Origin of the sequence: Streptomyces hilarionis, assembly GCF_024539675.1 — a bacterium.
Lineage (GTDB): Bacteria > Actinomycetota > Actinomycetes > Streptomycetales > Streptomycetaceae > Streptomyces > Streptomyces hilarionis.
Map to the genome: position 1 here is coordinate 31,511 of NZ_JAHHIT010000051.1, position 24,786 is coordinate 56,296.

Annotated in this window: 24 protein-coding genes; 13 read left to right on the forward strand and 11 right to left on the reverse strand. The window is 73.9% G+C overall.

Annotated features, from left to right (window positions below; all coding sequences use genetic code 11):
* Positions 1 to 45: 45 nt before the first annotated feature.
* The 3 genes from KMS84_RS41240 to KMS84_RS12790 all read left to right on the forward strand — a co-directional run bounded on the left by KMS84_RS41240 (position 46) and on the right by KMS84_RS12790 (position 3,722).
* The gene (locus KMS84_RS41240) at positions 46 to 2,133 is read left to right on the forward strand and encodes a glycosyltransferase (RefSeq protein ID WP_256916294.1); all 2,088 of its coding nucleotides are present in this window, start codon (positions 46 to 48) and stop codon (positions 2,131 to 2,133) included.
* A gap of 149 nt (positions 2,134 to 2,282) precedes the next feature.
* Complete coding sequence (locus KMS84_RS12785; RefSeq protein ID WP_256916295.1) at positions 2,283 to 2,807, forward strand: TspO/MBR family protein; 525 nt, start codon at positions 2,283 to 2,285, stop codon at positions 2,805 to 2,807.
* A 462-nt stretch (positions 2,808 to 3,269) separates the two neighbouring features.
* Positions 3,270 to 3,722 (forward strand): hypothetical protein, encoded by a 453-nt coding sequence (locus tag KMS84_RS12790; protein ID WP_256916296.1) that lies wholly within the window; start codon positions 3,270 to 3,272, stop codon positions 3,720 to 3,722.
* Between the two features lie 92 nt (positions 3,723 to 3,814).
* Here KMS84_RS12790 and KMS84_RS12795 read toward each other — a convergent pair whose 3' ends face one another.
* Entirely contained in the window at positions 3,815 to 4,483 is a 669-nt protein-coding gene (locus KMS84_RS12795) for a Type 1 glutamine amidotransferase-like domain-containing protein (RefSeq protein WP_256916297.1), read from the reverse strand.
* A 127-nt stretch (positions 4,484 to 4,610) separates the two neighbouring features.
* Here KMS84_RS12795 and KMS84_RS12800 point away from each other — a divergent pair, with 127 nt between their 5' ends.
* Together KMS84_RS12800 and KMS84_RS12805 are read left to right on the forward strand one after the other, a co-directional pair.
* On the forward strand, positions 4,611 to 5,051 hold the full coding sequence (locus tag KMS84_RS12800; protein WP_256916298.1) for a hypothetical protein: 441 nt from the start codon (positions 4,611 to 4,613) through the stop codon (positions 5,049 to 5,051).
* 141 nt (positions 5,052 to 5,192) lie between these two features.
* The gene (locus tag KMS84_RS12805) at positions 5,193 to 5,531 is read left to right on the forward strand and encodes a thioredoxin family protein (RefSeq protein ID WP_256916299.1); all 339 of its coding nucleotides are present in this window, start codon (positions 5,193 to 5,195) and stop codon (positions 5,529 to 5,531) included.
* Between the two features lie 52 nt (positions 5,532 to 5,583).
* On the opposite strand, the gene KMS84_RS12810 is transcribed toward KMS84_RS12805, so the two are convergent.
* The 4 genes from KMS84_RS12810 to KMS84_RS12825 form a co-directional block, all read right to left on the reverse strand.
* Positions 5,584 to 6,882 carry a putative hexosyltransferase gene (locus KMS84_RS12810; RefSeq protein WP_256916300.1) on the reverse strand — a complete coding sequence of 433 codons (1,299 nt, stop codon included), beginning with the start codon at positions 6,880 to 6,882 and terminating at the stop codon, positions 5,584 to 5,586.
* Positions 6,879 to 8,114 (reverse strand): bifunctional glycosyltransferase family 2/GtrA family protein, encoded by a 1,236-nt coding sequence (locus KMS84_RS12815; RefSeq protein WP_438818925.1) that lies wholly within the window; start codon positions 8,112 to 8,114, stop codon positions 6,879 to 6,881. The genes KMS84_RS12810 and KMS84_RS12815 overlap by 4 nt, the downstream gene beginning before the upstream one ends.
* 111 nt (positions 8,115 to 8,225) lie before the next feature.
* Complete coding sequence (locus KMS84_RS12820; protein WP_256916301.1) at positions 8,226 to 8,744, reverse strand: cellulase; 519 nt, start codon at positions 8,742 to 8,744, stop codon at positions 8,226 to 8,228.
* Positions 8,745 to 8,755: 11 nt separating this feature from the next.
* Positions 8,756 to 9,262 carry a SigE family RNA polymerase sigma factor gene (locus tag KMS84_RS12825; protein WP_256916302.1) on the reverse strand — a complete coding sequence of 169 codons (507 nt, stop codon included), beginning with the start codon at positions 9,260 to 9,262 and terminating at the stop codon, positions 8,756 to 8,758.
* A gap of 293 nt (positions 9,263 to 9,555) precedes the next feature.
* Here KMS84_RS12825 and KMS84_RS12830 point away from each other — a divergent pair, with 293 nt between their 5' ends.
* From KMS84_RS12830 to ypfJ, 3 genes are all read left to right on the forward strand, one after another.
* Positions 9,556 to 9,996, forward strand: a complete 441-nt coding sequence (locus tag KMS84_RS12830; RefSeq protein WP_256916303.1) for an Lrp/AsnC family transcriptional regulator — start codon at positions 9,556 to 9,558, stop codon at positions 9,994 to 9,996.
* Positions 9,997 to 10,147: 151 nt separating this feature from the next.
* Complete coding sequence (locus KMS84_RS12835) at positions 10,148 to 13,105, forward strand: aminotransferase (RefSeq protein WP_256916304.1); 2,958 nt, start codon at positions 10,148 to 10,150, stop codon at positions 13,103 to 13,105.
* Between the two features lie 226 nt (positions 13,106 to 13,331).
* Positions 13,332 to 14,222 (forward strand): KPN_02809 family neutral zinc metallopeptidase, encoded by an 891-nt coding sequence (ypfJ, locus tag KMS84_RS12840; protein ID WP_256916305.1) that lies wholly within the window; start codon positions 13,332 to 13,334, stop codon positions 14,220 to 14,222.
* A 72-nt stretch (positions 14,223 to 14,294) separates the two neighbouring features.
* On the opposite strand, the gene KMS84_RS12845 is transcribed toward ypfJ, so the two are convergent.
* The 5 genes from KMS84_RS12845 to KMS84_RS12865 all read right to left on the reverse strand — a co-directional run bounded on the left by KMS84_RS12845 (position 14,295) and on the right by KMS84_RS12865 (position 17,651).
* Positions 14,295 to 14,642 carry a deoxyxylulose-5-phosphate synthase gene (locus KMS84_RS12845; RefSeq protein WP_256916306.1) on the reverse strand — a complete coding sequence of 116 codons (348 nt, stop codon included), beginning with the start codon at positions 14,640 to 14,642 and terminating at the stop codon, positions 14,295 to 14,297.
* Positions 14,643 to 14,847: 205 nt separating this feature from the next.
* The gene (locus KMS84_RS41245) at positions 14,848 to 16,149 is read right to left on the reverse strand and encodes an NAD(P)/FAD-dependent oxidoreductase (protein ID WP_256916307.1); all 1,302 of its coding nucleotides are present in this window, start codon (positions 16,147 to 16,149) and stop codon (positions 14,848 to 14,850) included.
* Positions 16,142 to 16,315, reverse strand: a complete 174-nt coding sequence (locus tag KMS84_RS12855) for a rubredoxin (RefSeq protein ID WP_256916308.1) — start codon at positions 16,313 to 16,315, stop codon at positions 16,142 to 16,144. The genes KMS84_RS41245 and KMS84_RS12855 overlap by 8 nt, the downstream gene beginning before the upstream one ends.
* A complete protein-coding gene (locus tag KMS84_RS12860) occupies positions 16,312 to 16,476 on the reverse strand; it encodes a rubredoxin (RefSeq protein ID WP_256916309.1) in 165 nt (54 codons plus the stop codon). Before KMS84_RS12860 ends, KMS84_RS12855 begins: the two co-directional genes overlap by 4 nt.
* Entirely contained in the window at positions 16,473 to 17,651 is a 1,179-nt protein-coding gene (locus tag KMS84_RS12865) for an alkane 1-monooxygenase (protein ID WP_256916310.1), read from the reverse strand. Before KMS84_RS12865 ends, KMS84_RS12860 begins: the two co-directional genes overlap by 4 nt.
* A gap of 103 nt (positions 17,652 to 17,754) precedes the next feature.
* Here KMS84_RS12865 and KMS84_RS12870 point away from each other — a divergent pair, with 103 nt between their 5' ends.
* Positions 17,755 to 18,339, forward strand: a complete 585-nt coding sequence (locus KMS84_RS12870; protein WP_256916311.1) for a TetR/AcrR family transcriptional regulator — start codon at positions 17,755 to 17,757, stop codon at positions 18,337 to 18,339.
* A 39-nt stretch (positions 18,340 to 18,378) separates the two neighbouring features.
* Here the strand turns inward: KMS84_RS12870 and KMS84_RS12875 are convergent, their stop codons facing one another.
* Entirely contained in the window at positions 18,379 to 18,909 is a 531-nt protein-coding gene (locus KMS84_RS12875) for a GNAT family N-acetyltransferase (RefSeq protein WP_256916312.1), read from the reverse strand.
* A gap of 261 nt (positions 18,910 to 19,170) precedes the next feature.
* On the opposite strand from KMS84_RS12875, the gene KMS84_RS12880 reads away from it, so the two are divergent.
* From KMS84_RS12880 to KMS84_RS12895, 4 genes are all read left to right on the forward strand, one after another.
* A complete protein-coding gene (locus KMS84_RS12880) occupies positions 19,171 to 21,867 on the forward strand; it encodes a bifunctional acetate--CoA ligase family protein/GNAT family N-acetyltransferase (protein ID WP_256916313.1) in 2,697 nt (898 codons plus the stop codon).
* A 247-nt stretch (positions 21,868 to 22,114) separates the two neighbouring features.
* Positions 22,115 to 22,612 (forward strand): flavodoxin domain-containing protein, encoded by a 498-nt coding sequence (locus KMS84_RS12885; protein ID WP_256916314.1) that lies wholly within the window; start codon positions 22,115 to 22,117, stop codon positions 22,610 to 22,612.
* Between the two features lie 286 nt (positions 22,613 to 22,898).
* Complete coding sequence (locus tag KMS84_RS12890) at positions 22,899 to 23,969, forward strand: zinc-dependent alcohol dehydrogenase family protein (protein WP_256916315.1); 1,071 nt, start codon at positions 22,899 to 22,901, stop codon at positions 23,967 to 23,969.
* A gap of 19 nt (positions 23,970 to 23,988) precedes the next feature.
* The gene (locus KMS84_RS12895; protein ID WP_256916316.1) at positions 23,989 to 24,663 is read left to right on the forward strand and encodes a helix-turn-helix domain-containing protein; all 675 of its coding nucleotides are present in this window, start codon (positions 23,989 to 23,991) and stop codon (positions 24,661 to 24,663) included.
* The last annotated feature ends 123 nt before the right edge of the window (positions 24,664 to 24,786 follow it).

The following is a 24,786-nucleotide window of genomic DNA, read 5'->3' on the forward strand; positions in this document are numbered from 1 at the left end:
GACGAATACCCACGTCATCCGTACCCGTGCCGACAGGAGTGCACCGTGTCTCCCGCCGCCTTCGCCGACGGTGCCGCGCCCGCGTACGCAGGGGCGACGGCCGACCGCGATCTTCTGGACGCCGACCCCCTGATCGCCGCCCGCGCAGCGTTCTTCGTCCACGACCGGCACACCGCCCCCCGCGGCCCGCGCACGGACCAGGGCCTGCCGTCCGCCACCGAGCGCGACGAGCTGACATGCCTGCTACAGGCCGAGTACGGCCCTCGCCGTCCGACGCCGTGCGACCGTGCCGACGCGGTCGGACGCGAGGACGCGGCGGTCGCCGTCCTGCGCCGGGCGTGCCGTATGGCGCTGCCCCTGCCCGCCGAATCGCTGCTCGCCCATGTGCCGTGCGGCCCGCGGCTGACCGCCGTCCTGACCGAGATGTGGCCCGAGACCGTGCACTGGCACGGCCCCCGGCACGCACAGACGCTCCTTCGCGCTGCGCTCACGAAGACGCCCGGCGCACCGTCCACCGCTCTCCTGCTCGACCTGGCCACCTCGTCCCGGCTGCTTCCGCTGACCGCCGCCGAGGCCGCGGCCCTGGCCGCCGACGCGCACGACCGCGCGGTACGGCACGCCGCCTGGCGCTACCTGCACGCGGTCCCCGGCGGCGCCCGACACCTGCCCGCGCCGACACAGGCCGCCGACGTCTACGAACGCCTGCTGCTCAGCCCGCCCCGGCCCCACATGGATCACGCCGACGCCGGCACGGGCCTGACCGTCGCCCAGGGCATGCTCCTGGGCGCTCTGGAGACGCCGGGCCAGGGGCTCAGCGGAGGGCTCTCGGTGCTGCTCGGCGGCCTGGGGGACCGGCTGGCCCGGACCGACGGCATCGACGCCGTCGTCACCGTGGTCACGGCGGGGCTCACGGAACTCGAGCGGGACCCCGCACCGGTGTACCGGCGCGGGCCCGGACACTGGGTGCTGCGCCTGCCCGTGGACAGCCGGGAACCCCTGCAGCAGACGGACATGCACCGTCACCGGGCGGCGCTGACATGGTGGACCGTGCGCATGTTCGCGGCCATGCCGCGACCCCTCGACGTGCTGCACGTGCGCTACGCCGACGACGGGAGCATGGCCCTCGCCGACGCCGCCGCCCGGCTGGGCGCCCGCCTGGTCTTCACCGCGACCCCCGACCCCCACCGGCAGCTGGCGGACCGCTACGCGCTCGCCGCTCCCCCCGAGGCGTCGCAAGGGCTGCGTGACGACCTGCACCGCGTGTTCCTCGCGGACAGGCTCGTCGACCGCGCCGACACGGTGGTCGGCATTCCCGCCCGCGGGGGCAACCGTGAACTCGTCCGGCACTTTCCCGCACTGGCCCGCCTCAACGACGGCTCCGGTCCGGCCGTGCCGCCCGAGGGCATCGCCGCGTACCGGCCCGCCGCGGACGAAGGGGACCGCCGCCGAGCGCTCCTGGCCCGGCTGTTCGCGGGCGGCGACGCACCGGACGCCCTCGACCCCGGCGACCGGCGTCTCCCGCTGCTGCTCACCGTGGGCAGACTGCATCCGCTCAAACAGCAGGACGTCCTGGTGGAGGCATGGCTCGCGGCCGGGCTGCACACCTCGACGACCTTGGCGGTCATAGGAGGAGGACCGGGAGAGGGGAACGCGAGCGAGTCCCGGGTGCGGCGGCGCATGGAGGAACTGCTGGACCCGCACCCGGAAGCCCGGACACGCATCGCCCTTCTGCCCGCGCTGCCCAACGACTCGGTGAGGCGTCTGCAGCGGGCTCTGGCGGACCCGGAGCACGCCCTGCGCGCCTGGTACGTCTGCCCCAGCCTCAAGGAAGAGTTCGGCATCGCCGTCCTGGAGGCGATGGAGGCCGGTCTGCCTGCCGTCGGACCCCGACTCGGCGGAGTCGGTCACTACCTGCGCGACGGCGTCAACGGCCTGCTCTGGGACACCTCGGGCCCCGACCGGATGGCGCACGGACTGCGCCGGATCATGAACGTTCCGGAGGCACGGCGGCGACGCTTCGCGCGGGCCGGCAGCACGCTGGTGAAGGAGAAGTACTCGGTGGCGGGAATGGCCGAAGCGCTGGCCGCGCAGTACGCGGCGCCGGCCCGCCGACCGCGTTCGCTCGCCCCCTGACTCCCGTCTCATCGCATGCCCGAAGGAGCAGGGGACCGCACGGCCGCCCACCGCAGACCGCACGCCCCCGGCAAAAGGCGCGTCGGCCTGTGCCGCGTGGCCGCGACCCGGACGGCCTCCGACCGGCTCGTCGGGGAAGAGGAAGGAGCATGACAGTGACCAGCGAGCAGACACCTGCCGGAACGTCCCCGTCCTGGCGCTTCTACGCGGCCACCGGCGCCGCCGTCGCCGCCACGGCCGTGGTCGGCGGCAAGGCGGTCGACGCCGACAGCGTCTGGTACAAAACGCTCGACAAGCCGTCGTGGCAGCCGCCCGGCTGGGCCTTCGGCGTCGTCTGGACACCGTTGTACGCCTCCGTGGCCTGGGCCGCGGGTCGCGCCCTGGCGAAGTCGCGGGGTGCGGCGCGTCGTCGTCTGGTGACCGACCTGGCGACGGACCTGGCGCTGAACGCGGGGTGGAACCTGGCCTTCTTCGGGCTGCGGAGCCCGTCCGCAGGCGTGGCGGGCACACTGGCCCTGGACGCCGCCAACGTGCGGCTCCTGCGCACGGTCGCCCAGGTGGACAAGGCGGCCGGCCGGGCGCTCGTTCCGTACACCGTGTGGTGCGGTTTCGCCACCGCCCTGAACGCGTCCATCGCCCGCCGCAACAGCGCCGGGCGTCGTTCGTGTCCGTGATCTCAGCACGAGCGACGTAGGGGTGCGCGGGCGGTGTTCGCCCACCCGGGGACCTGTCCGGCGGCCGGCGCGGCTGCCCTCGCCCGCCGAGGAGCGCCGTACGGGCGCGCGCCGGGCCGGGTGCGCGGCCCGTCCTGTGGTCACCGGCCCGTCCGCTCCGGACGCCTTCACCCTGATCGCTTGCGCCCGTGAAGGACCGGTGGGCGTCCGCTCGTAGTGCGGACCGGGCCCCGACGCCGCCGCGTGCGGGACCCGGGAGCGCCACGCCTCCCGTATCCCTCGCGCGGCGGGCACTCGAACGGGAACGAGTCCCGAACCCTCACCGCCTCTTCGCAGGTAAGAGGCACACCGGATGCACCCGGAGAGAAGATGTCGCGCACCGGTCCGCGAAGCGGCGCGCCTGGCCGGCATCGCTCGAAAGAAGGCGGTGCGAGAAGCGGTCAACGGGACACTCATGACTGCATGAGCGATCGCAACGACGGCCCCGACGCCTCCCACCGCCGACCGGACGGCGTGTCCGACACCACCGTGGAGGCCCTCGGGGCCCTGTCCAAGGCCCTGGAGACGACCGAACGCGCCCGCGGCCACCTCTACGCCTTCCACCAGCTGACCGGCACCGCCGACCTCGAACTGGACCGCGCTGTCGAGCTCCTGCGCGAGGCCGGACACGCGGACTGGGCGGGGCGCGTCCAGGAGGAGATCCTGGGCCGCAACGTCATCCCCGGCCACTGGACCTTCCAGATCGTCGAGTCCTACAACGACACCTACTACGAGCCGTTCAAAGGCCTCGAGAAGAAGGCCCGCCAGGACCTCGCCGAAGGCAAGGACCACCTGTACGAGGCGGAGCTGAAGGAGGAACGCAGGACCACCGGACATCCGCACCACACCGCCACGCCGGACGACTCCGCCACGTAGGGCCTGTCGTTCGGATCAGGTCGGCGTCGCGAAGCGCAGGTCCTTTCGGCCGACCTGATCCGAACGAAAGACCCTGGCCGCGCCCGGGCTCGTCACGGGTGGAAACGCCACCGGCCCTCGGAGACGACGTTCACCTCGCCGTCGCGGACGCGAAGAGCCGTGTCGTCGTCGATGAAGTAGAGCGGGAAATCCGCTCGTGCGGCGATGCGATCGGCCCAGGCGTCGTCCCGCTCGGGGAAGTCCGGCGAGTGCAGATGAGGCTTGAGGTACCAGTCGAAGAGGCCGAACGGCGGCTCCACGGTCGTCGCGCCGAGTAGGTGGAGGTCCGCGGTGTCCCCGATGACGTCGGCGGAGTGGGCGGTGAGGTGACGGCTGAAGATCATCGATCCGGCGCTGACTCCCACGTAGACGCGCTCCTCCAGCGCCTTCAGGAAGCCGTCGGCCAGCCCGTTGCCGGTGATGCTGCGCGCGAGGTGGTAGTGGTTGCCGCCCTCGACATGGATGACGTCCGCGTGCAGCAGTCGGTCGAGGACCACCTGCCGGGGCAGTCCGTTCAGTTCCAGGACGTCGAACTCCCGCCAGCCCAGGCCGTGCACCCGGTTCATGTTCGCGACGAACCACCCGTGGTCCCCGGGCTCGGCGACCGACGCCGTGGGAACGTACACGATGTTCGCCGATCCGAACGGTTTTCCCAGCATGTCCCGCAGGGACTCCCGCAGTGTCTCGTTGCGCAGGCCGCTCGCCGTCAGCAGAAGGTTCATCGGGCGAGCCAAGCACGGCCCGGCGGGTGCGTGCAACGGACCTCGAACCCTGCGGATCCCCCACGGCCCACCTGCTCGCCGAGGCCCTGGTGCGCGCGGTGGCGGCCGGGCAGGCTAGCTTGCTCGGATGAGTCTCCTTGATGACGTGGCCGAGCGCGACGGCTGGCGGTGCTGGGTGTGCGACGAGCCGGTCGACCCCGACAAGTCCGTGAACGATCCGCGAGGGCCGAGCGTCGACAGCCGGACCGCCGACCGGAAGGCGAAGGTCCCCGAGCGGCTCGCGCACCGCGCCTGCAACACCCGCAAGGGTGCGGTCACGCCGGTCATCGCCTGGCCGGACCACCTGTACGTGGTCGAGCCCGCGCCGCTGCTCACCGTGGCGGGCAGGCTGGAGCGCAAGGGGGGCCGCGAGATGGTGGGCCGCTGCCCGACCCGCCAGGACGCCCAGGAGACGGCGGACTGGCTCGTGGACCGGTTCTCCCGGCTGGCCCCGGGGCTGCCGGTGACCGCGGCCGTCGAGGCGGGCGGCGGCCAGTTCCTCGTCGTCCTGTCCGCCGGACGCCGCTGACCGGGCGGGGCCACCGCGCGCGGGCGACGACCTCGTCGGTCCCGTCCGGCGGATCGGCCGGGCGACGCGGCCCGGTCGGTCCGCCTCCGTCGGCGGGGGATGATGGGGAGGGAACGACGGCACGCGAGATCAGGAGCTCCGATGGCGAAGCGGGTTCACCAGCCCCGTGAGGACGCGGAGTTCGACTTCGTCCTCCGGATGAGCGCAGCTCCGGTCCTCGCGTACTTCATCGGCGCCTGGCCCAAGGCGATCGAGCCCTGTCGGGTGATGGACCGCGTGGTGGCCGCCGTCGCCGACGAGTACACGGGCCGTCTGACGGCCGTCCGCACCGACATCACGCGTTGTCCGGCCGCGACGGAGCGGTACGGGATCACCGGAGCCCCGTCGTACGTCCTGTTGACGGAGGGCGAGGAGGTGGCGCGCGGCGCGGGGCCCGTGACCGTCGCCGACCTCCGGGACCTCCTCGCCGGCCACCTCTGAGCCGCCGCCTCGACCCGCTCCTCGGCGCGGACGAGACGCCACGGGGGAGGGGCTAGGGAACCCCCAGTTCGAAGAGGGCGTACCCGGCGTACGAGCCCGATGCGACCGCCGTGAGGGCGAGCAGTGCCGTCAGGGTGGGCAGGCCGAGCCCGCGCAGTTTGACGGCCAGGGGGATGAACAGGGGGAAGGCGGGGAGCAGGTAGCGCGAGACGTTGCCGAAGATCTGCTGGCTGCCCAGGACCAGGGCGAAGGTCAGGATCGTGTACACGGTCAGGACGGCCGGCGGGCGCAGCCGGATCAGGAGAGGGAGCAGGAGCAGGCCCAGCAGCACGGTCATCGCGCCGATCATGTCCTCGACCGGGCAGGGGAAGAGGTAGTCGGAGCGGCCGACGGCGAGTGAGGTGAAGACGTCGATCGTCTGCTTCCCGAAGTCGAAGGTGTGGGCCCAGGCGCCCTTCTGAAGGATGAAGTAGCCTCTGAGATCGCCCATGTGGTCGCCCACCCACAGCAGATAGCCGACGAGCCCGAGCGGAGCGATCAGGATCGCGGTCCACGGGCGGGCGAAATCCCCTCGGCGGCGGTGGAGCGAGAGCAGCGCGGCGACGGTGAGCGCGGCGATGAGTGCGACGGCGGTGGGGCGGCCCAGTCCGGCGGCGAAGACGAGGACGCCGGCGGTGAGCCAGCGGTCGCTCATGACGGCGTGGCAGGCCCAGACGGCGAGGGCGACGTAGAGGGACTCCGAGTAGCCCGACCATTCCGTGCCGGAGCCGGGCCACACGGCCCACAGTCCGGCCGCGGCGAGACCGGCCCGGCTGCCGCCGAACCGGGCGGTGACGGCGTGGACGCCGAGGGCCGCCGCGAACGACGCGACGACCGAGACGAGCATGCCCGAGCCGTACAGGCCGAGTCCCGTGCAGTCGGAGACCAGTCGCATCGTCGCCGGGTAGAGGGGGAAGAAGGCCGCCGAGTTGCCTTCCAGGGTGATCAGGCCCCTGCCGTTGGGATCCGTGACCAGCGCGGGGGTGTAGCCGTGCGCGGCGATCTGCTGGTACCACCAGCCGTCCCAGCTGGCCAGCACGTCCCAGGTGTGGGCGCCCCCGCCGAAGCGCGGGTGTTTATGCCGGAAGTCCCCGGCGGAGTCCAGCAGGTACATGAAGACCGAGAAGCCGATGAGCTTGAGTCCGCCGTACAGAGCCAGTACCGGCGCGTAGTGAGCGACGGCGCGGCGCAGCCGCGGGCGACGGTCCGTCCCGGGCCCGCGGGGGCGGAGTGCGAGGGGGCCGGCGTCGACGCCGGTACCGGTGTCGACGCCGGCGCCGGAAGGGGCGCTCGGCGGGGCGGGGTGGTTCATGCGGTGACGTCTCCCGTCCGGCGTCGGCGAACGGCGGGGAACACCCAGGCCCGCAGGAGCAGGAAACGCAGGAGGGTCGCCGCGAGGTTGGCGGTGACGAGGATCCCGACCTCCGCGCCGTGCGAGGCCCCGGGCGCGGCGTGATGCAGGGCGGCAAGGGATCCGCTGGTCAGGGCCAGGCCGATCACGAAGACCAGGAGACCCTTGGTCTGGTGGCGCAGCGCACCGTCGCGGCCGCGCAGCCCGAAGGTGAGCCGCCGGTTCGCGGCGGTGTTGGCCAGGGCGCAGGCCAGCAGCGCCAGCGCGTTCGCGCCCTGGGATCCGGCGGCCGGGCGCAGCACCGTGTAGAGCAGGACATGGACGACGGTGCTCACGGCGCCCACGGCGGCGAAGCGCAGCAACTGCCCGGCCAGCCCTGCGCGCACCGGGACGGCGGCGCGTCGGCGCAGTCCGGCTGCCGGAAGGGCGCCACGGCCCAGGTCGCGGCCGATGCGTGCGATGCCGCGCAGGTCGGCCAGCGCCGTGGCCATGAGGTCCACGCGGCTGTCGGGATCGTCCACCCAGTCGACCGGCACCTCGTGGATGCGCAGCCCGGCCCGCTCGGCGATCACCAGCAGTTCGGTGTCGAAGAACCACCCCGAGTCCTTCACGAGGGGCAGCAGCCGCTCGGCGACGTCGCGCCGCACGGCCTTGAAGCCGCACTGGGCGTCGGAGAAGCCCACGGCGAGGGTGGAGCGCAACAGGGCGTTGTAGCAGCGGGAGATGACCTCACGTCGGGGGCCCCGCACCACCCGGGAGCCGCGTGCCAGGCGGGTGCCGATGGCGATGTCGGAGTGCCCGGAGATCAGCGGCGCGACCAGCGGCAGCAGGGCCGCCAGGTCGGTCGACAGGTCGACGTCCAGGTAGGCGAGGACCGGCGCCGGTGAGGCGGACCATGCGGTGCGCAGCGCCCGCCCGCGCCCCTTCTCGGCCAGCCGCACGCACTGGACCTCGGGCAGCTCGGCGGCCAGCCGGGCCGCGATCACGGGGGTGGCGTCGGTACTGGCGTTGTCCGCGACGGTGATCCGGAACGGGTAGGGAAAGGTCTCGCGCAGATGGGTGCGCAGCCGCAGGACGCTCGGCTCCAGGTCTCTCTCCTCGTTGAACACCGGCACGACCACGTCGAGGACGGGCTCGTGGTGATGCGCTTTCACCGGTGTGCGCAGGGGGAGGGGGGTCACCGATTTTGTCACGTTCTCTCCACTTTCGTGTCCTGCCTCGGGGCAGGCTGCGGTCACTCACGGCAGGGGGCTCACCGGATCGGGGTCCGCTGCCGGACGGAGGGGGAGCGGGCGCTGCCGCGCCTACCCGGAGCCGGCGGCTGTCGCGTTCGACGTGGTGTCCGTCGTCGGGCTGGTGGTCGTCGGCGCCGGCGGCGCCGTGGCCGGTGCGTCCGGTGTTCCGGTGCCGGAGGGGAGCGCCGTGCCGGTCCCGGTCGCGGTCGGCTCCGACGTCAGGCGCGAACTGCCGGGCGAGGCCGGTGCCGTGGACGAGGCGGCGGTCCCGCCGGGGCTCGCGGAGGCGGGGGCGCTCGACGAGGCTTCCGGCGTCGGCGACGGGGGCGTCCGCGGGGACGTCGGGCTGACCGCGGGCCGGGGGAGGGGGGCCTGCGGCCGGGTCTCGGCGGAGTCGTGGGGCAGGAGGAGGAAGCCGAGGCCGAGTCCGGCCACGGCCAGCACCGAACCGACGGCCTTCTGGACCGCGCGGGCACGCCGTCGGGCCCGCACACGGGTGTGGAGGCGCACTTGGCGCTCCGGCCCGAAGGGGGTGTGCTCCTGGGAGTCGCGCATCATCCGCGCCAGCTCCTGCTCGAAATGGTCCATGGCCCTCCCCCTCATCCGACCGGTTCGATGACGTCGCCCAGAATCCGGCGCAGCCGCGCCACACCGCGCGACGCGTGCGAGCGTGCGGTGCCGACGGGGCATCCCAGCGCCTCCGCGACCTGCTTCTCCGGCAGGTCCTGGTAGTAGCGCAGCACGACCGCGGCCCGCTGCCGCGGCGGCAACTGGGCCAACGCGGCCTCCAGCCGCGTGCGTTCGGCGACGGAGGCGGACACGTCGCCCACCTCCGTCACGTCGGGCAGTTGCTCGACGGGGCGCTCGCCCCACCACCGCCGCCGCGCCGACCGGGCCGCCGCTCGGGCCAGCACCTTGCGCACGTAGGCCTCGGGGGCCTCCTCGGCGATGCGGGGCCAGACGAACCAGAGCTTGACCAGGGCCTCCTGCAACAGGTCCTCGGCCCGGTGCCGATCGCCTCCCACGAGCAGACGGGCCAGGTGGAACAACGCCGACCAGCGGGCTGCCACGAACCCGTCGAACCCCTCGGCTCGACTCTGCTCCATCCCCACCGTCCTCGCTCCGGCCGTCCCCCTACACCTGGAGAAAGACGCCGGCCCCCCTGCCACGCTGCACTCGCTGGGCATGATCCAGGTCACATCTGCCTGCCACGCACACTCCGTTGCGCCGCCGCCCGCACCGCCGCCGTGAAGGGCCACCCGGCCGGCCTCGCACCTCCGCGTCCGAGGCAGCCATGCTCGATTCCCTCGCTCACACGCTTGATTCGAGCGTAGGAATCGGGCATGGTGCTCGAAACGAACATCTGCTGTGCCGACCGCGCGGAGAGGGCTGCGGCTTCATGGACGACATCGACCGGGCCATCCTGCGCGAGTTGCAGGTCGACGGCCGCATCCCCTATGCCGAGTTGGGTCCCAAGGTGGGGCTCTCGCCCTCGGCCGCGCGGCTGCGGCTCCAGCGACTGATCGACGCCAAGGCGGTCCAGGTCGTCGGCGTGACCGACCCGATGGCCATGAGCCGCCAGGCGATGGCGCTCCTGGGCCTCAACACCGGGGGCGATTCCCGGGCCGTGGCCGACGAACTGGCCGGACACGACGAGGTCGTCTACACGGTCCTGACCTCCGGCCGCTACGACCTGTTCGCCGAGGTGGTGTGCGCCGGACCCGGTGACCTGCTGGACTTCGTCAACGACGTCGTGCGGGCCGTCGAGGGCGTCACGGCGGTGGAGAGCTTCCCCTACTTCGCCATCCACACCCACCGCTTCCTCTGGGACGTCGACTAACGCCCCGCGCACGGATCGGCCCGTAGGGCACCGGCGGCCCGCACCGCACCGCCCCGGCCTCCGGCCCGCCGGCTCACGCGTGCCGCCCGCCGACCCTCGCCGCCCTCCGCCGTCCCCCGCACGCCCGCTCACCCAGCCCGAGGACTTCCGCATGCCGCACGACGAGCACCGCACCGTCGACTTCTTCGCCCGGGACGCCCTTCCCGCGCCCGAGGTGACCGTCGCCCAGGCCGAGGGGCTCGCCGACCGGCACCTCGGCGTCGCCGCTCGCGCGACGGCGCTGGGAAGCCAGCAGGACGCCAACTTCCTGCTGCGCCCGCACGACGGAACCGGCCCGGTGATCCTCAAGATCGCCAACCCGGCCTTCGGCCTCGTCGAGATCGAGGCACAGGACACCGCGGCCGACCTGATCGCCGCGGCCCACCCGGAACTGCGCGTCGCGACGGTCCTGCGTCGGGCCGACGGCTCCCCGCGGCGCGCGACGGTGGACACCGGCGACGGCCCGGCCGTCGCCCGGCTGCTGCGCCACCTGCCGGGCGGCTCCCTCACCGGACCACGGCACCTGTCCCCGGCCGTGGTCGCGGCCATGGGGACGATCGCGGCGAAGGTGAGCACCGCGCTGCGGGACTTCCGCCACCGCGGCCTCGACCGCGTCCTCCAGTGGGACCTGCGGCACGCTTCGCGCGTGGTCGCCGCCCTCGCCGAGTACGTCGACGAGCCCGACCGGCGCGCCGCCGTCCGCGCCGCGACCGCCGAGGCCCGGGCGCGCGTCCAGGAGGTGGCGGACGCGCTGCCCTTTCAGGCCGTGCACCTCGACCTCACCGACGACAACCTGATCCGCTCGCCCGGCGCCCGCCCGCCACTGCCCGACGGCGTCATCGACTTCGGCGATCTGACGACGACCTGGGCGGTGAGCGAACTCGCCGTGTCGCTGTCCTCGATGCTCCACCACGACGGCGTCGAGCCGCACCACGTGCTGCCCGCCGTCCGCGCCTTCCACGCCCTGCGGCCGCTGTCCGCCGAGGAGGCGGAGGCGTTGTGGCCGCTCGTCGTACTGCGCGCCGCGGGCCTGGTGGTCAGCGGACGTCACCAGGCCCGAGTGGACGAGGACAACGCCTACGCCAAGGCCGCCCTCGCGCGCGAGTGGCGCGTGTTCGAGCAGGCCACCCGCCTGCCGCAGCGGGTGATGACCCACCTCGTGAAGGAAGCGGCCGGCCTCGGCGCCGCACCGGCGGCGGCCGGGCCGCCGGAGTGCTCCGTGCTGCGCGGCGTCGCCGCCGCCGACATCGCCCTCCTCGACCTGTCCGCCGACGCGGACTCCATGGACCACGGCGCCTGGCTCCGGCCGGGCGTCGAGGACCGGCTCGCGGCCCGCGCGCTCGAGACCGGCGTGGCCGCGGTGGCCACCCGGTACGCGCAGGCCCGGCTCACCCGCACTCCCTCCCTGTCGGCCGAGTCGCCCGCCACCGTGCCCACCGGCGTCGACCTGTGGCTCGGCCGGGACGTCGTGGCGCAGGCCCCCGCCGGGGGCGAGGTCCTGGCGGCGGCGCCCGGAATCCTGAGCATCGCCCTGGGCGGCCGCGTGCTGACGCTGACCATGCCCGCCACCGTCACTCCGCGGGTCCGCACCGGAACGGCGGTGCGCGCGGGCGAGGACCTCGCCGAGGTGCCCGCCGGGGCCGCGCTGCACCTCGCGCTGCTCGACGCCGACGGGCCCGCCGCCCCGCGCCTGGTCCGTCCCGAGTACGCCGCCGGCTGGCTCGCGCTCAGCGCGGACCCAGCCCCGCTCGTCGGACTCCCGGCCGCGCCCCCCGCGCGCCCCGACGACCTGCTCCGGCGGCGTGCGGCCGTGTTCGCGCCCGTGCAGGAGCACTACTACGCCGACCCGCCCCGCATCGAACGCGGCTGGCGCCACCACCTGCTCTCCGCCGACGGCCGCTCCTATCTGGACATCGTCAACAACGTGACGCCGCTCGGCCACGCCCACCCCCGGGTGGAGGAGGCCGTCGCCCGGCAGTTGCGGCGGCTCAACACCAACTCGCGCTTCCACTACGCCTCGGTGGTGGAGTTCACCGAACGTCTCGCCGGCCTCCTCCCCGAGCCGCTGGACACGGTGTTCCTCGTCAACTCCGGTTCCGAGGCGGTGGATCTCGGTCTGCGCCTGGCCATCGGGGCCACCGGCCGGCACGACGTCGTCGCGCTGCGCGAGGCCTACCACGGCTGGACGTACGCGTCCGACGCGGTGTCGACCTCGCTCCAGGACAACCCCAACGCCCTGACCACCCGGCCGGACTGGGTGCACACGGTGGACTCGCCCAACCCCTACCGGGGCAGGCACCGCGGGGCGGACGCGGCACGCTACGCGCCCGAGGCCGTCGCGGTGATCGACGCGCTGGCCGCCTCGGGCCGCCCGGCCGGCGCCTTCGTCGGCGAGACCTTCTACGGCAACGCCGGGGGAGTGGCCCTGCCCGACGGCTATCTCGCCGAGGTGTACGCGGCGGTCCGCCGGCACGGCGGCGTGACCGTCGCCGACGAGGTCCAGGTCGGGTACGGCCGGCTGGGCCACTGGTTCTGGGGTTTCGAGCAGCAGGGCGTCGTGCCCGACGTCGTCTGCGTGGCCAAGGCCATGGGCAACGGCCATCCCCTCGGCGCGGTCATCACCTCCCGGGCGCTCGCCGACCGGTACCGCGACCAGGGCTACTTCTTCTCCTCCACCGGCGGTAGTCCGGTCTCCAGCGTGGTGGGCCTCACGGTCCTGGACACCCTGCGCGACGAGGACCTCCAGGGCAACGCGACGCGTGTCGGCGGCCGGTTGAAAGGCCTGCTGGAGGAACTGGCGTCCCGCCACGCCGTGATCGGCGCCGTCCACGGCTCGGGCCTCTACCTGGGCCTGGAACTCGTGCGCGACCGCGGCACGCTGGAGCCCGCCACCGAGGAGACCGCCGAGCTGTGCGACCGGATGCTCGACCTCGGTGTCGTCGTCCAGCCGACCGGCGACCACCTGAACATCCTCAAGATCAAGCCCCCCTTGTGCATCGACGCCGACGCGGTCGACTTCTTCGCCGCCATGCTGGACCTGGCGCTGACGCAACTCGCCGACGACCGATAGGTCCTGAACGGACGACCGTGCGCGTGCCGCTCGCACGGGACCCGCACTCCGGTCGGGGGCCCGTGGGGGCGGCGGACCGCAGGGCGGACCGGACGGGTCCCCGACACGCGGCGCAGGGCGCCGACCCCTCACAGGGCACGAGTGCGCGGCACGGGGCACGAGGCACGGCAACGGGGGTACACGGAGCAGCGACCTGGCAACGGCACACGGCTGAAGGCGGCGCTCCATGCAGTTCGACGACAACGCCTCCCTGGACACCTCCGAGGTGCGGGACGAGCGCGGCAGCCGGATCCCCGGTGGCGGTGCGACCGTCGGCGGCGGAATCGTCGGGATCGTCGTCCTGGTCGTGGGACTCGTGTTCGGCATCGGCCCCGACCAGTTGGGTCTTTCCTCCGGCGGCGACGGGTCGGCGCCGTCCTCGTCCTCCGCCGCCGGGGTCGAGCAGGCCTGCCGCACCGGACGGGACGCCGACACCAAGGACGACTGCCGCGTCGTGGCCGTGGTCAACAGCGTCCAGGACTTCTGGGCCCAGGAGTCGGGACGCCGCCACGTCGCCTACACCAAGGCGCCGACGGTGCTCTTCACCGGGCGGGTGAACACGGCGTGCGGCGACGCCACGTCGGAGGTGGGGCCCTTCTACTGCCCCGCGGACCGCACCGTCTACCTCGACCTCGGCTTCTTCGGCGACCTGCGGACGAAGTTCGGAGCGAGCGCAGGGCCCTTCGCGCAGGCGTATGTGGTGGCCCACGAGTACGGGCACCACGTCCAGGACCTGCAGGGGACGCTGGGCAGGTCCCAGAACGGGCTGACCGGTGCCGACAGCGCCTCGGTGAAGACCGAACTGCAGGCCGACTGCTACGCGGGCGTGTGGGCGCACCACGCGACGACGGTGAAGGACGAGTCCACGGGCCGGCCGCTGATCACCAGCCTCACGGAGGCGGACGTCCGGGACGGACTGGACGCGGCCGCGGCGGTCGGCGACGACCGCATCCAGGAGGAGTTCCAGGGCCGGGTCACCCCCGACACCTGGACCCACGGGTCGTCCGCACAGCGGCAGCAGTGGTTCGGCGTGGGCTACCGCACCGGCGACATGGCCCGGTGCGACACCTTCCGCTGAGCGCCGCCCCGAGGCCGGAGCCGGAGCCGCGCCCCACGCCTCGCCGATCCCTGCCCCGGGACCGCGCCCCGGTCAGCCGCGCGGCGGGCCGGAGGGCAGGTCGTACCGTACGAGTGACCGCGCGAAGGGCTCACCGCTGCGCCGGGCGTACGTCATCCGCTCGCGCACCTCCCGCAGGCTGCGCGGACGGTATCCGGGGCCGCCGCAACAGCTCTTGTGGAAGCGGACACCGGCGTTGAGCAGCACGGAGAGTGTCCGCCAGGCCGCGGTGTCCCGGCGGCGGGGCGGGGCGAAGGCGGAGCCCACGTGGACGAGCGGTCGCGTGCAGCGGGGGCAGGTCCGGTCCCTGTCCGCGTCGTGGGGCTGCTTGTACGACGCCCGGCAGGGCAGGCAGACGTACGAGGTCTTTCCGTGGGCCATGGCAGCAGAGTAGGTCCCGTCCGTGCGGAACTCGACGGGATTTCGGGTCCGTGGGGGCCGAGTGGTCCCTGCGGTCGACGCCTCGGTTCCCCGGCGCCGGTGAGGTGCGGGTTCGGCCCGGCCGTCCCTGCCCTCACCCGGCCGGACGCCCGACCTCCTCGATGCGGGTGGGGCGGCCCGCGTCCGGCGGTCGTCCCCACGGCGCTCATCGGGCGGCTCGTGATCCGGGTGCTCGGACGCCCGGCGGTTCCGGCTCGGGCAGCAGCTTGTGCGACGTCGTTCGTTCGTCCGGCGCCAGCGCGTGCAGGACCCGCGGAGTCGGGTCGACGACGGGGGGCGGGCCGTCGCCCGCAGGGTCGAGGGCCGCCCGCAGGGCGCGGAAGTCATGGGGCCGGCCGGCCGCCACGACTCCCACGGGGCGCCCGCGGGCGGTGGCCAGGGCGGCGAAGTCGAAACCGGCGAGGTCGCCCCGCACCGTCAGGGAGTCGGCGTCGGTGAACCGGCCGGCCGTTTGCAGCATGACGCCGTACTGCTCGGTCCACGACCAGGGGTCCGCCGTGAAGGGGACCCGGGCGCCGATCATGTTCCTGGCCACCGCGGCGGCGTGCTGCTGGGCGTGGTTCCACTGTTCCACGCGTACCCGTCGGCCCGGAACCCGGTCGGGGCGCAGAGCCACGTCTCCCGCCGCGAAGACGCACGGATCGCTGGAGGCGCCCAGGGCGTCGACGACGATGCCGTCCCCCACGGCCAAGCCCGCCCGGGCGGCCAGTTCGACGTCGGGCCGTATGCCGACGGCGACCAGCACCGTGCGGGCCTGCCAGCTCCTCCCGTCCCGGGCGGTCGCCACGAGCGCGCCGCCCCGCGGGGCGAGTGCCGTGAGCGTGACGCCGGTGTGCACCCGAGTGCCGTGGCTCCGGTGGAGTTCCAGGACCGCGCGGCGCAGCGGGGCGGGCAGCACGCGCCGCAAGGGCTCCGCGCCGGATTCCAGGACGGTGACGTCGAGGCCCTTCGCGCGGGCGCTCGCCGCGACCTCCAGGCCGAGGAGTCCCGCACCGACGACCAGCAGGGGGCCGCCGGACTCCAGGTCGGCGCGGAGTGCGGGCACGTCACCGAGGCCGCGCAGGGTGTGGACGTGATCGTGTCCGGCGGCGTACGGCAGGCGGCGCGCGCGTCCTCCGGTGGCCAACAGCAGCCGGTCGTACGGCACTCGGCTTCCGTCGGAGCACTCCAGGACGCCGTCGGCGATGTCCGTGACCTTCGTGCCGGCACGCAGTTCGATCCCCAGTTCCTCCCAGGCCGTCGGCGGTTTCAGACGGAGCCGTTCGGGCGTCGGGCGGCCCTTGAGGAGGTCCTTGGACAGCGGCGGCCGCCGGTACGGGGGGTGGGGGTCGTCGCCGACCAGGAGGAGGCGGCCGTCGAAGCCCTCCTGGCGCAGGGTGAGCGCCGCGGTCGCGCCGGCGACGCCGGTGCCGACGACGGCGATCGTGCGCGGCGCGGTCTCAGGCACGGGAGGCCTCGACCATCCGGAAGTCGGCCTTGGCGGCCCCGCAGTCGGGGCAGGACCAGTCGTCCGGGATGTCCTCCCAGCGGGTGCCGGGGGCGATGCCCTCGTCGGGCCAGCCCTGCGCCTCGTCGTAGACGAGACCGCACACCAGGCATTCCCAGACCTTCATGCCGGCTCCTCGAAGTCGATCTTCTCGCGGACCCCGCAGTCCGGGCAGGGCCAGTCGTCGGGCACGTCCGTCCAGGACGTGCCGGCGGGGAAGCCCTCGCGCGGGGCGCCCGCCCGTTCCTCGTACACGTAGCCGCAGACAGGACACGCGTAGCGGCTCATGTGCGGCTCCCGCGGCGGGCGAGGAGTCCGGCCCCGGTGCGCGGGTGGACGTTGGCCCGGGTGAGGTCGCCGTCGTAGTGGGCGAGGAGTCTGGGGTCCATCACCCGCCGCCACAGCGGCGGCACGACGGCGAGCAGGATCATGCCCGCGTAGCCGGTGGGCAGTTGCGGGGACTCCTCGAAATGGCGCAGGGCCTGGTAGCGGCGGGTGGGGTTGGCGTGATGATCGCTGTGCCGTTGCAGGTGGTAGAGGAAGATGTTGGAGGCGATGTCGTCGCTGTTCCAGCTGTGCTGCGGGGTGCAGCGCTCGTAGCGGCCCGAGGCGGTCCTCCGGCGCAGGAGTCCGTAGTGCTCCAGGTAGTTGACGACCTCCAGCAGGCAGAAGCCGATGACCGCCTGGGCGGCGAGATACGGCAGCACGCCCGGGCCGAACGCGGCGGTGAGCGCGGCGAAGAGGACCGCTGACATCGCCCACGCGCCGAGCACGTCGTTGTGCGGGGTCCACGGGCCCCTGCCCAGGCGTCCGAGCCGCTGCTTCTCCAGATGCCAGGCGGAGCGGGCGCTGCCGTGGACCGAGCGGGGCAGGAAGCGCCAGAAGGACTGGCCGAGGCGGGAGCTCGCGGGATCCTCGGGAGTGGCGACCCGGACGTGGTGGCCGCGGTTGTGCTCGACGAAGAAGTGCCCGTAGCAGGTCTGGGCGAGGGCGATCCGGGCCAGCAGCCGTTCCAGATGCTCCTTCTTGTGGCCCAGTTCGTGGGCGGTGTTGATGCCGAACCCGGCGACGATGCCGACGGTGAGGGTCAGCCCCGCCCGGTCCGCAACCGACAGACCGCCGTGGGACCACAGCCGGCAGGCGAGCACCAGCCCGGCGTACTGGAGGGGCAGGAACAGGTAGGTGCACCAGCGGTAGTACCGGTCGGACTCGAGCCGCGCGAGGACGCTGTCGGGCGGGTTGTCGGAATCCTTGCCGATCAGCAGGTCCAGCACCGGGATCAGGCCGAAGACGACCGGCGGCAGGAGCCACCAGAAGAAGCCCCGGCCCGTCAGGGTCGCCAGGCCCCACGCCGCGAACGGGAAGACGGGCAACACCAGTCCGAGCAACCACAGGTAGCGCTTGCCGTCGCGCCACGCCGCCTGCGGCGACGGCGCTCCGGGCGGATACGAGGTCTCTGCCATGCCCCACCTCTACTGGACACTATGACGGTGAACTGTCCAGAAACTAGACAGTGACCGTGTTCTCCGTCAAGACGTGGGGTGCGGCTCGTTAGGATGGGCGCCGATGACGCGCTATCGAGAGTCGGTCCGTTCCCTGCTCAAGGAACGGATCCTGGACGCCGCCCACGAGCGGGTCGCGGCCGACGGCTGGGACCGGCTGAAGATGACCCACATCGCCACCGCCGCCGGAGTGAGCCGGCAGACCGTCTACACCGAGTACGGCTCCAAGGCGGCCATCGGACAGGCGCTCGTCATGCGCGAGGTGGAACGCTTCCTCACCGGCATACAGGACCAACTCCTCGCCCATCCGCAGGACATGAGGGCCGCCATCACGGCCGCCATCGGGTACACCCTGCGCACGGCGGCCGACAACTCCCTGCTCAAGGCCATCCTGACCAGCAGCCGGGGCGGTGACGAGGACCTGCTCACCCACCTGACGACCCGCTCCGAGCCCCTGCTGGACACCGCCATCGGCATGCTGACCGCCTACGTGGCGCAGGCCTGGCCCGAGATCGACGCCCACTCGCGGGGCCTGGCCGTCGAGGCGGTGGTGCGCCTGACGGTCAGCCACCTCGTCCAGCCGGTCCTGCCTCCCGACCTCTGCGCCGAGCGCATCGCCGAGGTCACCATGCGCGTCGCACAAGCGTGAACGGCGCGCACCGGGAACGCTTTTCGCGCGCGCTCGCCGCTACCGCGCCGGCGCCGGCGCGTCGCGCGCGGTCCTGTGACGGGCCAGCACGCGCGTGGTGCTTCCGTCCTCCTCGGTGACGTCCCGGACATGCGCGAAACCGAGCCTGTCCAGCAGCGCCAGTGACGCCGTGTTCGGCGCGGCGACGGTGGCGTACACCTCGCTCAGCCCGAGGGCCCCGAAACCATGGGCGACGACCGCCTCCGCCACCTCGGTCCCGAGGCCGGAGCCCCATGCCGCCGGGGCCAGGGCGTAGATGATCTCGTGGCCCGCGACGACGTCCGTCGGCTTGATCTCCGCATGCCCGACCAGGAGCCCGTCCCGACGGACGGCCCACACGTCGAACAGGTCCCGGGCGTAGACCTTCGTGAAGATCCGCCCGAACAGAGCCCGGTCCTCGGCTTCGGATGCGGAACCGTCCCCCATCCACCGCGACACCCTGGCGTCCTGGAACAGGGCGACGAAGTCCTCTTCGTCCTCGGGGACGTACGGCTCCAGCAGGAGGCGCTCGGTGCGCAGGGTCGGGGTCACGCACAGCGACGCTACCCACCCGGCCTGCGGGTCGGCAAACGCATTACGGCCCCGTGCGGCGGCGCGGATCCGCGCCGCCGTCGGCGGTGCGATCCCGAGAACGGCTGACGCGCCCCGCCGGCCCGCCACGCGACGAGGGCGGGGCCGGCCGGCGCCGGACCCGGGGCCGAACGGCCCCCGGGCGGCCCCATGCAGCCCATGGGCCTCCGCGCCGCCGCGCAGGACGATCGAGGCGTCGAGGAGCCACGGAGGAGACCTGCGATGACGGACGACCTGCTCGACCGGCCCACGGTCCACGCCCTGCTCGCGGACGGCGCCACGGTCCGCATCCGGCCGGCGGCTCCGGGCGACCACGAACAACTCCAGGGGTTCTACGAGGAGATGTCCGCCGAGAACCTGCGTCTGCGGTTCTTCGCGCCCAGCCGGCGCTCGGCGGTCCAGGCGGCCGACCGGGCGTGCGCCCGCCCCCACCCCGGCTACCGGGCGCTGCTGGCCGAGGCGGACGGCCGGGTGATCGGCATCGCCGAGTACGACACCGGCGGGGAGGAGGACGTCGCGGAGATCTCCGTCGCCGTCGCCGACGGCCTGCACCACCGGGGCGTGGGCACCCTGCTCGTCGAGCACCTGGCCTCGGCGGCGCGCGCGGAGGGCATCACCACCTTCACGGCCGACGCGCTGAGCGAGAACCACGAGGTGCTCCGGCTCTTCGCCGACCTCGGCCTGCGCACCGAGCGCCGCTTCGAGGGACCGGAGGCGCGCTGCGTCATCCACCTCGACGAGGACGACGACGCCTATCTGACGGCCGTGGAGGCCCGGGGACGCGCCGCCGACGTCGCCAGCCTGCTGCCCCTGCTGCGACCGGCCGCGGTGGCCGTGGTCGGCGCGGGACGCACCCCCGGCTCCGTGGGCCGTGCGATCCTCCACCACCTGCGTTCGGGCGGCTACACGGGCCGGCTCCTCGCGGTGAACCCGCGTGCCGCGTCGGTGCTCGGCGTGCCGTCCCACCCCTCGGTCGCGGCCCTGCCCGTGACCCCGGACCTGGTCGTCGTGGCCGTCCCCGCCGCCGCGGTCCCGGGCGTCGCCGACGAATGCGGCCGGGCCGGAGCGCGCGCGCTCGTCGTCGTCACCGCCGGTCTCGACCACACGCAGGCCCAGGCCCTGCTGACCGCCTGCCGCACGTACGGCATGCGGCTCGTCGGACCGAACTGTCTCGGCGTGTCCCACACGCAGCCCGGGCTGAGCCTGGACGCGACCTTCGCCGCCGACCACCCGCGACCGGGAACCGCCGGTGTCGCCGTGCAGTCCGGCGGGGTCGGCATCGCACTGCTCGACGGACTGTCCCGACTGGGCGTCGGCGTCTCCTCGTTCGTCTCCCTCGGCGACAAGTTCGACGTCAGCGGCAACGACATGCTCCAGTGGTGGGAGAGCGACGAGCGCACCGACCTCGCCCTGCTGCACCTGGAGTCCTTCGGCAACCCCCGCGCCTTCTCCCGCACCGCCCGGCGCGTGACACGCCGCATCCCGGTGCTCACCGTCGACGCCGGCCGCACCGACGCGGGCCGCAGGGCCGCCGCCTCGCACACCGCGGCGGCCGCCACCCGCACCATGACCCGCGGCGCACTGTTCACCCAGGCCGGCATCACCGCGACCCGATCGGTCGGCGAACTCCTCGAAACCGCCGCGCTGTTGCACTCCCAGCCGCTCCCCGAAGGCAGCCGCGTCGCCGTCGTCACCAACGCGGGCGGCGCCGGGGTGCTGGTGGCCGACGCCTGCGCGGAGGCCGGCCTGTCACTGCCCCCGCTCACGCCCGCCACGATCGACGAACTGCTCGCCGTGCTGCCCGACGGCGCCGCTGTCGGCAACCCGGTGGACGCCACCGCCGCCGTGGCGGAGGAGCAGCTCACGGAGTGCGTCGACCGCCTGACCCGGTGCCCCGGCGTCGACGCCGTCGTCGTCGCCCTCGTCCCCACGGCGGTCGCCGCGGCGACCGGGGACGACCTGGTGCGGGCCGTCACCGCCGGCCCCGGTCGCCGGTCACGACCGGTGCTCGCCGTACGCCTCGACCAGGACCGGTCCGTGACGCTGCTGCCCGCCGACGGCGGCGGCGCCGTACCCTCCTACGCCGAACCGCAGGCGGCGGCCCGCGCGCTGGCCCACGCCGCCGAGCGCGCCGCCTGGCTCCGCCGGCCCGCCGGCGTCGTGCCCGCCCTCGACGACGTCGAGACCGCCCGGGCGCGCACCGTCGTGGCGGAGTATCTGGCCGCGCACCCCGACGGAGGCTGGCTGGACCCGGCCACCTGCGCCGATCTGCTGGCCTGCTACAGCGTGCCGCAGACCCCCTGGGCCTGGGCCGAGACCGAGGACGAGGCCGTGCTCGCCGCCGACCGGCTCCGCGGCCTCGACGGCCGGGTGGTCATGAAGGCCCACTGGCCCGGCCTGCTGCACAAGGCGCACCAGCGGGCGATCCACCTGGACCTGCGCGGCGAACCCCAGGTGCGCGCCGCGTTCCGCGACCTGGCCACCCGCTTCTGCGGACTCATGACCGGCGTGGTCCTCCAGCCCCTCGCCGCGCGCGGCGCCGAACTCCTCGCCGGCGTCGTCCAGGACGAGGTGTTCGGCCCGCTCGTCCTGTTCGGACTCGGCGGAACGGCCACCGAGGTGCTCAAGGACCACGCGGCCCGCCTCGCCCCGCTCACCGACCACGACGTGCACGACCTGCTCACCGCCCCGCGGTGCGCCCCACTGCTCCTGGGCGCGGACGCAGACCCGCCCGTCGACCTGGAAGAACTGGAACAACTGCTCCTGCGGCTCTCCCGGATGGCGACGGACCTGCCGCAACTCGCCGAAGCCGACTTCAACCCCGTCCTGGCCACACCGGCGGGCGCCACCGTGCTCGACGCACGCGTCCGGCTGCTGCCGCGCCGCCCCCAGGACCCCTACCTGCGCCGACTGCGCTGAGGAGGGAACCGCCGTGCGACAAGGAGGTGGCCCCGCAGCCCGCGACCCACGGCATCGGCGGACCGCCCGTGGCCGACGAGGACGACGGGGGCAGCGGGGCCTCGTCGTCGGGGTCCTGTCCGAGACACAGTCCGGGACGGACCTGCTCCCGCACCCGGCGACCGTCCCCGACCCGGGTGCGGGGCACGGCGTGGCCGACGACCGGCCGCGCCGACCGTGAGCCGACCGTGAAAGGAGGCGCATCACCATGACCGACACCGTGCTGGTCGCCTACGGAACGACGAACGGATCCACGGCGCAGATCGCCGAGGCCGTCGCCGATGTGCTGCGCAAGGCCGGACTGAGCGTCGAGTCGACGCCCGCCCGGTCCGTGACGGGTGTGGACGGCTACGACGCCGTCGTGGTCGGCGGCGCGCTCTACGCGGGGCGCTGGCACAAGGACGCCCGGCGGTTCGTCCGCCGCCACCGCGTCGCCCTCGCGCGGCGTCCGGTGTGGTTCTTCAGCAGCGGCCCGCTCGACGCCTCCGCCTCCGAGCGGGACATCGCGCCCGTACGGGGCGTACGCCGCGCCATGGACCGGTTGGACGTCCGCGACCACGTCACCTTCGGCGGGCGCCTGGAGGAAGGCGCCGAAGGGCGGGTGGCCGGAATGATCCTGCGCTCGGGCAAGGGCGGGGACTTCCGGGACTTCGCGGCGATCGAGACGTGGGCCGAAGGCGTCGCCGACGCGCTGACGCGGGCCTGAGAGGAGGGCCCTGACGCAGGACGGCGCGGGACGGCGCGCACGACGCGGTGACCGCCGAAGCCGTGCCGTGGCAGGGGCCGACCGGGCCGGGCCTGCCCCCTCCGAGGCGGCTGCGGCCGAACCCGGAGTCCCGCGACCGGCCCACCGGCCGGGCCGCCCGCCCACCGGTCAGGGCCGGTCCGGGCAGGCGATGAGGGCCGGACGGCCCAAGCGGACCGGACCGAAAACCGACAACCTGGAGATGTCAGGTCATCCCGGCAACCCGAAAGGGACGGTGAAGGACATCATGAAAGGCTTCGTCTTCCACGGCCCCGGGCAGTCCGCCTGGGACGAGGTACCGGACCCCGGCATCAAGGAGCCCACCGACGCCATCGTGCGGGTGGGCGCCGTCACCATCTGCGGCACGGACCTGCACATCCTCAAGGGCGACGTGCCCGAGGTGCGGCCGGGCACCGTCCTCGGACACGAGGCGGTCGGCGAGATCGTGGAGGTCGGCAGCGACGTCCGGACCGTTCGTCCGGGCGACCGGGTCCTGGTCTCCTGCATCAGCGCCTGCGGCCGCTGCCGCTACTGCCGGGAGGGCGCCTACGGCCAGTGCCGGGGCGGCGGGGGCTGGATCCTGGGCCACCTGATCGACGGCGTCCAGGCCGAGTACGTCCGCGTCCCCTACGCCGACCTGTCCGTGCACGCCCTGCCCAGCGCGGTGGCGAGCAAGGACGCCGTGCTGCTCGCGGACATCTTCCCGACCTCCTACGAGGTGGGCGTGCTCAACGGGCGGGTCCGGCCGGGAGACACGGTCGCCATCGTCGGAGCGGGCCCCATCGGCCTCGCGGCGATCGCCACGGCGCGCCTGTTCGCTCCCGAGCGGATCGTCGCCGTCGACCTCGCCGTGTCCCGGCTGGAGGCGGCCAGGCGACTGGGCGCCGACGCGGTGGCGGACGCCCACGAGGACCCCGAGCAGCTGATCGCCGATCTCACCGACGGACTCGGCGCCGACGTGGTCATCGAGGCGGTCGGGGTGCCCGAGAGCTTCGAGATGTGCACCCGCATGGTCCGCCCCGGCGGCCACGTGGCCAACGTCGGCGTGCACGGCAGACCCGCCACGCTGCACCTGGAAGACCTGTGGATCAAGAACGTGACCATCACCACCGGTCTGGTCGACACCCGTTCCACCCCCACCCTGCTGCGCATGGCCGCAGCCGGCCGGCTTCCCACCGCGCAGCTGGTCACCCACACCTTCCCCCTGGACCGCATGGAGGAGGCCTACGACGTCTTCGCCCGGGCCGCCGACACCGGCGCGCTCAAGGTGGTCCTCGGCGAGCAGTCGCACGAGGAGGTCGCTGTCCGGGCGGCCTGACGAGAGGACGTGAGAGGTCATGACCGAACAGCACACGGCGAAGGCGCCGCAGGGAAAGCCGGCGGGGGATCTGGGCCGACGGCTCGCCACCCGCCGCGCGCAGCTGGGCCTGACACGCGAGGAGACGGCCGACCGCGCGGGCATGGCCCCCGGGTACCTGCGGCACCTGGAGGAGCATCCCGACGCCTCGCCCAGCCACGGCTCGCTGCTCCGCCTCGCGGCAGCCCTGGAGACGACGCTCTCGTCGCTCACCGGAGGCGACGCCGACCTGCCGCCCGGCCCCGGACGCGCCGGGCACTCGCCCGTGTTCACCGAGCTGAGCAGAACCGAGTGCGGAGACCTGCTCTCCACCCACGGCGTCGGACGGCTCGCCGTCCCCACGGAGCACGGGCCGGTGATCGTCCCCGTCAACTACAGCGTCGTCGACGGCACGATCGTCTTCCGGACCGCGCAGGGCGCCACCCCGTCCCTCGCGGCCGGCTGCCCCGTCGCCTTCGAGATCGACCGCATCGACGACGCCTTCAGCCAGGGCTGGAGCGTGCTGGTGCGCGGCCACGGCCGCCGGGTGACCGACCCCGGCGAGGCGCAACTGCTCGCGCGACGGGCGCACAGCACGCCGTGGGCCGGTGGCCGGCGTGACGTCTGGGTACGCGTCGAACCGTACGCCGTCACGGGACGCCGCATCACGGTCTGAGGCCGCGCCCCCTTCCCGCGCGGGGGGAAGGGGGCCGACGGTTCCCGGCCTGGCCCCGCGCGGCCCCACCCGGCGCGGGGGCGGCGCGTTCATCCCGGCTGAACGGGCCCTGAGGAAAGGGCC

Bases quoted from the DNA above. Each gene is read 5' to 3' on its own strand.
- KMS84_RS12895 (WP_256916316.1), top strand. From the start codon at position 23,989: ATGACCGAACAGCACACGGCGAAGGCGCCGCAGGGAAAGCCGGCGGGG.
- KMS84_RS12805 (WP_256916299.1), top strand. From the start codon at position 5,193: ATGGCGAAGCGGGTTCACCAGCCCCGTGAGGACGCGGAGTTCGACTTC.
- KMS84_RS12785 (WP_256916295.1), top strand. From the start codon at position 2,283: ATGACAGTGACCAGCGAGCAGACACCTGCCGGAACGTCCCCGTCCTGG.
- KMS84_RS12800 (WP_256916298.1), top strand. From the start codon at position 4,611: ATGAGTCTCCTTGATGACGTGGCCGAGCGCGACGGCTGGCGGTGCTGG.
- KMS84_RS12860 (WP_256916309.1), bottom strand. From the start codon at position 16,476: ATGAGCCGCTACGCGTGTCCTGTCTGCGGCTACGTGTACGAGGAACGG.
- KMS84_RS12845 (WP_256916306.1), bottom strand. From the start codon at position 14,642: ATGGCCCACGGAAAGACCTCGTACGTCTGCCTGCCCTGCCGGGCGTCG.
- KMS84_RS12810 (WP_256916300.1), bottom strand. From the start codon at position 6,882: ATGAACCACCCCGCCCCGCCGAGCGCCCCTTCCGGCGCCGGCGTCGAC.
- KMS84_RS12890 (WP_256916315.1), top strand. From the start codon at position 22,899: ATGAAAGGCTTCGTCTTCCACGGCCCCGGGCAGTCCGCCTGGGACGAG.
- KMS84_RS12835 (WP_256916304.1), top strand. From the start codon at position 10,148: ATGCCGCACGACGAGCACCGCACCGTCGACTTCTTCGCCCGGGACGCC.
- KMS84_RS12830 (WP_256916303.1), top strand. From the start codon at position 9,556: ATGGACGACATCGACCGGGCCATCCTGCGCGAGTTGCAGGTCGACGGC.
- KMS84_RS12795 (WP_256916297.1), bottom strand. From the start codon at position 4,483: ATGAACCTTCTGCTGACGGCGAGCGGCCTGCGCAACGAGACACTGCGG.
- KMS84_RS12885 (WP_256916314.1), top strand. From the start codon at position 22,115: ATGACCGACACCGTGCTGGTCGCCTACGGAACGACGAACGGATCCACG.
- KMS84_RS12880 (WP_256916313.1), top strand. From the start codon at position 19,171: ATGACGGACGACCTGCTCGACCGGCCCACGGTCCACGCCCTGCTCGCG.
- KMS84_RS12825 (WP_256916302.1), bottom strand. From the start codon at position 9,262: ATGGAGCAGAGTCGAGCCGAGGGGTTCGACGGGTTCGTGGCAGCCCGC.
- ypfJ (WP_256916305.1), top strand. From the start codon at position 13,332: ATGCAGTTCGACGACAACGCCTCCCTGGACACCTCCGAGGTGCGGGAC.
- KMS84_RS12855 (WP_256916308.1), bottom strand. From the start codon at position 16,315: ATGAAGGTCTGGGAATGCCTGGTGTGCGGTCTCGTCTACGACGAGGCG.
- KMS84_RS12870 (WP_256916311.1), top strand. From the start codon at position 17,755: ATGACGCGCTATCGAGAGTCGGTCCGTTCCCTGCTCAAGGAACGGATC.
- KMS84_RS12865 (WP_256916310.1), bottom strand. From the start codon at position 17,651: ATGGCAGAGACCTCGTATCCGCCCGGAGCGCCGTCGCCGCAGGCGGCG.
- KMS84_RS12820 (WP_256916301.1), bottom strand. From the start codon at position 8,744: ATGGACCATTTCGAGCAGGAGCTGGCGCGGATGATGCGCGACTCCCAG.
- KMS84_RS12790 (WP_256916296.1), top strand. From the start codon at position 3,270: ATGAGCGATCGCAACGACGGCCCCGACGCCTCCCACCGCCGACCGGAC.